Source organism: Castellaniella sp. (assembly GCF_034007085.1).
Classification (GTDB): domain Bacteria; phylum Pseudomonadota; class Gammaproteobacteria; order Burkholderiales; family Burkholderiaceae_B; genus Castellaniella.
Window position 1 is genome coordinate 1 of the sequence record NZ_JAVERO010000088.1, and the last position, 9,004, is coordinate 9,004.

Consider the following 9,004-nt stretch of genomic DNA (forward strand, 5'->3'; position numbering starts at 1 on the left):
TGGGGCAGCTCGAAGCCCGCCTGGGATCGGGCTATTACGTACCGATTGCAACGCGCCGGGAACGCCTGCCCAAGGCGCTGTCCGTGGCCCAGGCCGTGGATGCGGCATCCTTGCTCAGGGAACAGTTGGTGCGGCAGTACGAGGTCCGGGTCGGCGAGGGCCGACCGCCGCATGATTGGTCCGGCACGCCAGAATTTCGCCTGCCGTCGGGGGCTCGTCGCCAGCGCGGGGACAACGAGGTCCATGGCTATGGCAATCCCTGGGGCTTTGCACCACTGCGTGAATATCTGGCGCGGCATCTGGCCGATTTGCACATCCAGGCGGACCCCGAACAGATTCTGACGACCATGGGGGCCAACCATGCCCTGGATCTCATCGCCCGGCAGTTGCTCGAACCCGGGGATACGGTGCTGGTGGACAGTCCGGGCTACTACCCGCTGTTTGCCAAGCTGCATCTGATCGGCGTGCAGATCATCGGGGTGCGGCGCCTGGTTGATGGCCCCGATATCGAGGATCTGAATGCCAAGGCCACGAGGTATCGGCCCAAACTGTTCTTTACGCAGTCCCAGGCCCACAACCCGACGGGCAGTTCGTTGTCCTTGCCGACAGGCCATCGCGTCCTGCTCGCGGCAGCCCAGCATCGGTTCCAGGTGGTCGAAGAAGACCCCTTTGCCGATATCCTGCCAGCCGATGCGCCCCGGCTGGCCAGTCTCGATCAGCTCGAGCGCGTCATCTACGTCGGGACGTTTTCCAAGACGCTGTCGGCTGGGCTGCGAGTAGGGTATCTGGCCTGCCATTCGACGCTGGCGCGTTCCCTGTGCGATCTGAAAATGCTCACCATCGCCAGCTCGGGTGATATCGCCGAACGGATGCTCTACGACTTCATCGCCTGCGGCCATTACCTGAAGCATTTGCGCAGGCTGCGCACCCAGGTGGCCCAGGCCACCGAGCGGTCGCTCCAGATCCTGCAGGATCTGGGGTTGGAGACCTTTTGCGAACCATCGGCTTGCTTCTATCTGTGGGCGTATCTGCACCCTGGGGATCACGAGGAACGATTGGTGCAAGAAGCATCCGAGCGCAGCATCTTCATCGCTCCAGGCCGGATCTTCATGCCGGATCGGACCAGTATGCGTCCCGCCATGCGGCTGAACATCGCCTATGTGGCGCACCCGAAATTCATTGAATTCATGCGCCGCCGCAGGAGCCGGTCTGGGTAGACCGGCGTCCCGGAGCCGGCGTGGCCGGCCCCGATCCGCGTGCGCTACATATGTCCGGGCAGCCAGGTGGCCAGTGCCGGAAAATACCAGAGGATGATCAGCGTGAGCGCCATCAGGCCGAAATAGGGCGCGCAGACCCGGGCCAGGTAGGTGACTTCCTTGCCGGTCATGCTCTGCAGCACGAACAGGTTGAAGCCCACCGGCGGGGTGATCTGGGCGGTTTCCACGGTGATGACCAGGAAGATGCCGAACCAGATCGGGTCGATGCCGGCCACCTGGATGATGGGCAGCACCACACCCATGGTAAGGACGATGGTGGAGATCCCGTCCAGAAAGCAGCCCAGTACGATGTAGAACAGCGCCAGCGCAATGATCAGCATGCCAGGGGACAGGTGCAGGCTGCCGACGAATTCCGCCAGCTGGCGGGGCAGGCCGATGTAGCCCATGGATAGCGTCATGAAGGCAGCGCCCGCCAGGATCAGGGCGATCATGCAGTACAGGCGGGTGGCCCCCAGCAGTGAATCGCGGAACGACTGCCAGGTCAGGGTCTTTTGCCAGGCCGACAGCAGAAAGGCACCCAGCACGCCGATGGCGGCTGATTCAGTGGCGGTGGCCACGCCGCTGTAGATGCTGGCGACCACCCCCAGGATCAGCAGGACCACGGGGATCAGTTGGCGCGATTCGCGCAGCTTTTGTCGCAGTGGCAGGCGGCCTTCGGCCGAGACGGGGACGCGGTCCGGGTGCAGCAGCGCCCATCCGGCGATCCAGCCGCTGAACAGCAGCGCCAGCAGCAGGCCGGGCACGATGCCGGCGATGAAGAGTTTGGCGATCGAGGTTTCTGCCGCTACCCCATAGACGATCAGGATGATGGAGGGCGGGATCAGCAGGCCCAGGGTGGCAGGGCCGCCCAGCGAACCAATGATCTGCGCATCGGGGTAGCCGCGTTGCCGCAGTTCGGGCAGGTTCATGCGGCCCACGGTGACGCAGGTGGCGGCCGAGGATCCGCTGACCGAGGCGAAGATCGTGCAGCCCAGCACGTTGGTATGCAGCAGTCGCCCCGGCAGGCGGTTGACCCAGGGCGCCAGGCCGCGGAACAGGTTTTCGGACAGATTGGTGCGATAGAGGATTTCGCCCATCCAGACGAACAGGGGCAGGGCGGTCAGGGTCCAACTGCTGGAACTGCCCCAGATGGTAAGGGCCATGGCGTCGCCCGCCGCGCGGTTGGAGAAGAACTCCATGCCGAACCAGGCTACGCCGGCCAGGGTCAGGCCCACCCAGACCCCGCCGCCCAGCAGCGCGAACAGGACCACGATCAGGAGGATGCTGGCCGAGATTTCATTCATGGTGGAGTTCCTCGGAGTTGGGGGGCAGGCGCTTGCCCAGCAGTTCCAGGCAGAACTCGTCCAGGAAGGCAATGAAGAAGATCAGCGTGCCCACGGCCATGGAGATCTGGGGGATCCACATCGGCGTGGCGTCGATGCCGGTGGAGATGTCCTGGAAGGACCAGGATTGCCAGACCAGGCGAGCGGAATACAGGGCCAGGAATCCCGACAGCGCGACGGCAATCAGCAGGGCGGTCAGTTCCAATGCCCGGCGCGCCCGCCCCTGCAGCATGCCCAGGACCAGCGTGACGCGAATGTGCTCGCCTTTTTTCAGGGTACTGGCCAGAGCCAGGAAGCCCGCACCGGCCATGGCGTAGCCGGCGTAGGCATCAATGCCGCCCACAGGGATGCCCGCCAGGCGGCCTACGATGGAATAACTGACCATCAGCAGTACGCCAATCATGCCCAGGCCGGCGAGCCAGCTGCTGCCGGTATACAGGCCATCGAGGAATTTGCGCATGGCGGGCTCCGGGGGATCAGTTGGAGGTCGTGGCTTGCTGGATCATGCGGGCGTTGGCCCCTTGCCCGAGGGCGCGCATCCGGCCCGAGGCATCCAGGACTTCCTTGCCTTCGGCACCGGCTGTCTTCAGCCATTCGCGGATGACCGTCTGGCCGATTTCGATCAGGTCGGCCTTCAGCTGGGCGGAAGGTTCAGCGACTTCCATGCCACCGGCCTTCAGCTTGGCGATGGAGTCGGCATCGACCTTGCGGGATTCATCCCATCCGCGTTTTTCAGCGGCTGCTGCTGCTTTCAGCAGGGCCTCGCGCGTGGCTGGCGACAGGGCCTCGATAGCCTTTTTATTGGCGACCACGGCATTCTTGGGGATCCAGGCCTGGACGTTGGTGTAGTACTTCAGGTTTTCGTAGAGCTTGTTGTCTGCGCCGGTGGCGCTGGAGGTGATGAGGCCGTTGATCGCGCCTGTGGCCAGAGCCTGGGACAGTTCGGCTTCCTGGACTGTGACCGGCTGCGCACCAATCAGTTCGCCGATGCGTGCCGTGGTGGGGCTGTACACGCGCCATTTCAGGCCCTTGAGGTCGGCGGCCGATTGGATGGGCTTGTTGGTGTAGATACCTTGCGGCGGCCAGGCCACGGCATAGAGCAGCACCATGCCTTGCTGAGCCAGTTTCTTTTCCAGCAGCGGGCGCTGAGCCTGATACAGCTTCCAGGCTTCGTCGTAGCTGCTGACGAGGAAAGGCAGGCCGTCCAGGCCGAACAGTGGCCATTCATTCTGGAAGCTGACCATGAAGAATTCGCCTGCCTGGGCCTGGTTGCCCTGCACGGCACGCTTGATTTCCGGCATCTTGAACAGGGATGCGCCGGAATGGACCGTGATTTTCAGGTCGCCCTGGGTGGCGGCGTCCACATCCTTGGCGAACTGGGTCAGATTCTGCGAATGGAAATTGAAGGCTGGATAGGCCGAGGCCAGATCCCACTGTGTGGCGGCCTGTGCCTGGAAGGAGAGGCCGAGACCGGCGATCAGGGCGGTGGCAAAGAGAGTGCGACGCTTCATCGAGGACTCCTGGAAAACGATCGTGGAACATTGCCTGGCAGGTCAGCGACGGTGCGGCCTCGGATCGGCCACGGGCAATGGTGTGCGACAAAGATAGTGCATCCATGATCAGCAGTCGATCAGGGTTTTCAACAATAATACTGTTTTTGTGGTTAATGTAGTGTTTAATTGTTCGCTTTATTCAAAAGATTGTTGAACAATCATGGAGAGGGATCGGCAGGCTTTCCAAGGCGCAGGTTCGCGAGAGCGGCGCGCTGGGGTGGTTCGGTGCGATCGCCCGTCAATCGACGTGGGCGGAATAGACCGACAGCACCATGCGTTCGGACTGGATCAGATAGCCTTCCAGATCCCGGGCGGCCGTTGCCGTATCGCCCTGGTCGAACAGTTCCAGCAGGCGGGCATTCAGATCGACGAAGGGAGCATGCAGATATTCGGGATCATCCAGCAGGCCGAAAGCCAGTCGCAGTTCAGCGGAGATGTCCGCGAACATGGCCGACAGGCGGGCGCTGTCGGCCAGCGCCACGATGGCGGCATGGAACATCATGTTGGCCGATCCGACTTCGAGCCAGTCGCCGGCATCGCGCATGTGGCGCGCATGTGCGATGGCCTGTTCCATCCGTTTGTGGGCAGGGTGGCGGGGCCAGGCCTGGGCCAGCGCCTGGCATTCGATCAGGCGACGCACCCGGTAGATGTCGATGATGTCGGCAATCGATGGCACCACCACCGAGACGCCGCGATTGGGTTCGTGGCGCAGCAGCCCTTCCTTGGACAGGATCCGGAAAGCCTCGCGCAAGGTGTTGCGCGAGACTTCCAGCTGTTCGCTCAGGCCCGCTTCGGACAGGCGCTGTCCGGCACGCAACTGGCCGTGGATGAGTTGCTGGCGGATGGTTTCTGCCACGGTGTCGGTCAGGCTCGGCGTGGCGCCGGGGCTGGGATAATGGCGGGAATGCATGGTCGCCCTCGGAATGATTTTCGCGGACCGGATCGTTCAACGATCCGTGCTGGATTTTGCAATGATAAGGAACGCACATGGACTTGAACAGCGATCTGGGTGAAAGCTTTGGCGCCTGGCGCATGGGTGACGATGCCGCCATGCTGGACATTGTCACCAGTGCCAATGTGGCGTGCGGTTTTCATGCCGGGGATCCGGCCGGCATGCTGGACACCCTGCGCGCGGCCGCCGAGCGCGGCGTGGCGATCGGGGCGCACGTGGCCTATCCCGATCTGGCCGGTTTTGGCCGGCGCAATATGGATCCATCCAGCCGTGAACTGGTGGCCGATGTCATCTATCAGATCGGTGCCCTGCAAGGGCTGGCTGCGGCGGCGGGCACTCGTGTCACGTATGTCAAGCCGCATGGCGCCTTGTACAACACCATTGCCCATGACGAACGCCAGGCGGCGGACGTCATCGCTGCGCTGCTGGCACTCGATCCTGGCCTGATCCTGATGGGGCTTGCCGGTTCACCCTTGTTGGACTGGGCGCGAGCCCGTGGCCTGCGTGTAGTGGCCGAAGCGTTTGCGGATCGTGCCTATGCGCCCGATGGCGCCCTGGTGTCGCGCCGCGAGGCCGGGGCCATGCTGCACGATCCCGACCAGGTCGCCGAGCGCATGCTCGACCTGGTCCGCACGGGCGAAATCACGGCCATCGACGGCAGCCGCGTGCGCCTGCAGGCGGATTCCATCTGCGTGCATGGCGACAGCCCGGGGGCCGTGGCCATGGCGCGCGCGGTGCGCCAGCGGCTGCAAGCCGCTGGTGTGGCGCTGGCACCGTTTGCCGGGGCGCAGATTCCATGATCATGCCGCGCTGCCTGCCTGCCGGCGATGGCGCCGTACTGGCGGAATTCCGTTCTCTGGATGAGACGCTGGCCTTGTTCCGGGCGCTTGGCCAGTGGCCGGCGGGGGTTGAGGACATCGTGCCCGCCGCACGCACGCTGCTGGTGCTGTTTCGCCCGTCCGCGCTGTCGGCGCGGGATGTGGCCGACTGGTTGTGGCGAACCGCAGCCGCCTTGGGGGATGCCCCTGGGGGCGTATCGGATGCTGCGCCTGCCGCATCTGCTGCGCGGCTGGTGGAAATTCCTGTGCGCTATGAGGGTGAAGATCTGGACGAGGTCGCCGCACTGCTCGGGATGAAGCGCACCGAATTGATCGAGCGTCACACGGGCAGCGACTATTGGGCGGCGTTCGCGGGGTTTGCCCCGGGTTTCATCTATCTGGCAGGTGGCGATCCCTGTTTTCACGGCATACCCAGACGGTCTGCCCCGCGTGTGCGCGTTCCTGCCGGATCGGTAGCCGTGGCGGGCGATTTCAGCGCCGTGTATCCGTCTGACAGCCCTGGCGGCTGGCAATTGCTGGGCGTGACGCCCTGGCGCATGTGGGACATGGAGCGGGCCGAACCGGCCTTGGTGCGGCCCGGCTTTCGTGTGCGCTTCCGCGACCTGGGGGCCGCCGGTGTCACTTATAGCCTGCCCGGTGGACTGTCCGGTGAAAATTCCCGCCCCTCGCTCGCCACGGCCGCGTCAATGGGCTCTGCGGCCGCCACGCCATCGGCCTGCTTCGACGTGCTGTCCGCCGGGCCGCAAACCCTGGTGCAGGATCTGGGCCGGCCCGGGCTGACTGGCATGGGCGTGTCGTTGTCCGGGGCGCTGGATCGGGGCGCGCTGCGCGCCGCCAACCGGATCGTCGGCAATCCGGTCGATGCGCCCGTACTGGAAAATGCTCTGGGCGGATTGCGCCTGATATGCCGGGGGCGGGCTGTTGTCGCTGTCACCGGCGCTCAGGCAGAAATTCGCCTGACGACGGCGGGAGGGGTTCATCTTCCCGCAGCTTTGGGTCAGCCGCTGGCGCTCGATGACGGTGACGAACTGCGGATTGGCGTACCGGGCGCCGGTGTGCGCTGCTACGTGGCCGTCCGGGGAGGCTGGGACGTGGCGCCGGTGCTGGGCAGTTGCGCCACCGACACGCTGGCGAGCATCGGGCCGGCGCCGTTGCGTGCGGGTGACCGGCTGCGGGTAGGGGTGGTCCTGGGCGGCGTGCGTCCCGGCGCCGTCCTGATCGCCGACGATTCACCGCCGCCTCTGCCCCGGCGGGGGGATCTCGTCTTCCTGGATGTGGTCCTGGGGCCGCGCACGGACTGGTTTTCCCCGTCTGCGATCGATCTGCTCGCCCACCAGGAATGGCTGGTTACGCCCCAATCGGATCGGGTCGGCATGCGTTTGGCCGGGACCGAACCGCTGATGCGCAGCCGCCAGGGAGAACTGCCCAGTGAGGGCACTGTGGCTGGCGCCATCCAGGTGCCGGCCGGCGGTCAGCCAGTTCTGTTCCTGGCCGACCATCCGCTGACTGGCGGCTACCCGGTGATTGGCGCGGTCGTCGGCCGCGACCTGGATCGCGCCGCCCAGATTCCCGTGGGCGCCCGCCTGCGCTTCCGGCCCATCGGGCCTTTCAAGGAAATCCTGCCATGATCCGTAAAGTCCTGATTGCCAACCGGGGAGAGATCGCCGTGCGCATTGCGCGCGCCTGCGCCGATTATGGTGTGCGCTCGATTGCCGTATATGCCGATGACGATGCCGATGCGCTGCATGTGCGTCAGGCCGATGAGGCCTGGGCGCTGGAAGGCCGCCGGCCTGCCGAAACCTACCTGGACATCGACAAGCTCCTGGACGTCGCCAGGCGTTCCGGGGCCGACGCCGTTCATCCGGGCTATGGGTTTCTTTCCGAGCGCGCGGATTTCGCGCGCGCCGTGATCGATGCCGGCCTGGCCTGGATCGGCCCCCCGCCCGAGGCCATCGAAGCGCTCGGTGACAAAGTGGCGGCGCGGCGGATCGCCCAGGCCGTGGGCGCACCACTGGTGGTGGGCACGGAAGGCCCTGTGGCCAGCGGTGCCGAGGCCGTGGCCTTTGCCGAGGCGCACGGCCTGCCCATCGCCATCAAGGCGGCATTCGGTGGTGGCGGACGTGGCCTGAAAGTGGCCTGGCGGCTGGATGAGGTGGCCGAACTGTATGAATCCGCCGTGCGTGAAGCCACGGCGGCCTTCGGCCGGGGAGAATGCTTCATTGAACAGTTCCTCGATCGGCCGCGCCATATCGAGGCGCAGGTGATCGCCGATACGCATGGGCGGGTGGTGGTGCTGGGTGATCGGGATTGCTCGCTGCAACGGCGTAACCAGAAACTGGTCGAAGAGGCCCCCGCCCCCTTTCTTTCCGATGAACAGCGTGCCCGCATCCACCAGGCCGCCCGCGACATTTGCGCTCGGGCTGGCTACGTTGGCGCGGGCACGGTTGAATTTCTGCTGGCGCGCGATGGCCGTATTTCCTTTCTGGAGGTCAATACCCGCCTGCAGGTTGAGCATCCCGTGACCGAAGAAACGTCCGGCTTGGATCTGGTGGTGGAGCAATTGCGCATCGCCGATGGTCTGCCGCTGTCGATCGAGTCCACGCCCGCGCCGCGCGGGCATAGCCTGGAGTTCCGCATCAATGCCGAGGATCCGGGGCGCGGTTATCTGCCGACGCCGGGGCTCGTCTCGGTTTTTGCGCCCCCTTCGGGGCCGGGCGTGCGGATTGACAGCGGTGTCGTGTCCGGTTCGCGGGTGCCAGGCGTGTTTGACTCTCTGCTGGCCAAACTGATCGTGAGCGGTGCGACGCGGGAACAGGCCCTGGCCCGCGCACGCCGCGCCTTGCGGGAATTCGAGATCGAAGGCGTTGCGTCCGTGCTGCCCTTTCACCGTGCTGTGGTCGATCAGGATGACTTCATCGGTCAGCAAGGCTTCGGTGTGCATACGCGCTGGATCGAAACGGAATTTTCCGTTGACCTGGCCGATGTGCCCAGGTCACTGGTGCAGGATGGGGTGCCGATGCGGCGCACCTTCGTCGAGATCGACGGCCGTCGCGTATCCCTG

8 protein-coding genes are annotated in these 9,004 nt (G+C 65.0%); 4 read left to right on the forward strand and 4 right to left on the reverse strand.

All coding sequences use genetic code 11. The features are described 5' to 3' along the window. On the forward strand, nucleotides 1–1,217 hold a 1,217-nt coding region (locus RBR29_RS08385; RefSeq protein ID WP_320348565.1), incomplete at its 5' end, for a PLP-dependent aminotransferase family protein. Between the two features lie 44 nt (nucleotides 1,218–1,261). Here the strand turns inward: RBR29_RS08385 and RBR29_RS08390 are convergent. The 4 genes from RBR29_RS08390 to RBR29_RS08405 form a co-directional block, all read right to left on the reverse strand. Beyond that, nucleotides 1,262–2,560 (reverse strand): TRAP transporter large permease subunit, encoded by a 1,299-nt coding sequence (locus tag RBR29_RS08390; protein ID WP_320348567.1) that lies wholly within the window; start codon nucleotides 2,558–2,560, stop codon nucleotides 1,262–1,264. Beyond that, nucleotides 2,553–3,059: a TRAP transporter small permease subunit gene (locus RBR29_RS08395; RefSeq protein ID WP_320348570.1), complete on the reverse strand. Its 507-nt coding sequence runs from the start codon at nucleotides 3,057–3,059 to the stop codon at nucleotides 2,553–2,555. Before RBR29_RS08395 ends, RBR29_RS08390 begins: the two co-directional genes overlap by 8 nt. Nucleotides 3,060–3,075: 16 nt before the next feature. Next, nucleotides 3,076–4,110: a TRAP transporter substrate-binding protein gene (locus RBR29_RS08400; protein ID WP_320348573.1), complete on the reverse strand. Its 1,035-nt coding sequence runs from the start codon at nucleotides 4,108–4,110 to the stop codon at nucleotides 3,076–3,078. Between the two features lie 280 nt (nucleotides 4,111–4,390). Continuing rightward, a complete protein-coding gene (locus RBR29_RS08405; RefSeq protein ID WP_320348574.1) occupies nucleotides 4,391–5,062 on the reverse strand; it encodes a GntR family transcriptional regulator in 672 nt (223 codons plus the stop codon). A 77-nt stretch (nucleotides 5,063–5,139) separates the two neighbouring features. Between RBR29_RS08405 and RBR29_RS08410 the strand changes: the two genes are divergently transcribed. The 3 genes from RBR29_RS08410 to RBR29_RS08420 all read left to right on the forward strand — a co-directional run. Further along, complete coding sequence (locus RBR29_RS08410; protein ID WP_320348575.1) at nucleotides 5,140–5,904, forward strand: 5-oxoprolinase subunit PxpA; 765 nt, start codon at nucleotides 5,140–5,142, stop codon at nucleotides 5,902–5,904. Between the two features lie 2 nt (nucleotides 5,905–5,906). Then, nucleotides 5,907–7,571, forward strand: coding sequence for a 5-oxoprolinase/urea amidolyase family protein (locus RBR29_RS08415; RefSeq protein ID WP_320348576.1), 1,665 nt, complete (start codon nucleotides 5,907–5,909; stop codon nucleotides 7,569–7,571). Beyond that, a partial coding sequence (locus RBR29_RS08420) for a biotin carboxylase N-terminal domain-containing protein (RefSeq protein WP_320348577.1) occupies nucleotides 7,571–9,004 on the forward strand: 1,434 nt, incomplete at its 3' end. The genes RBR29_RS08415 and RBR29_RS08420, both read left to right, overlap by 1 nt.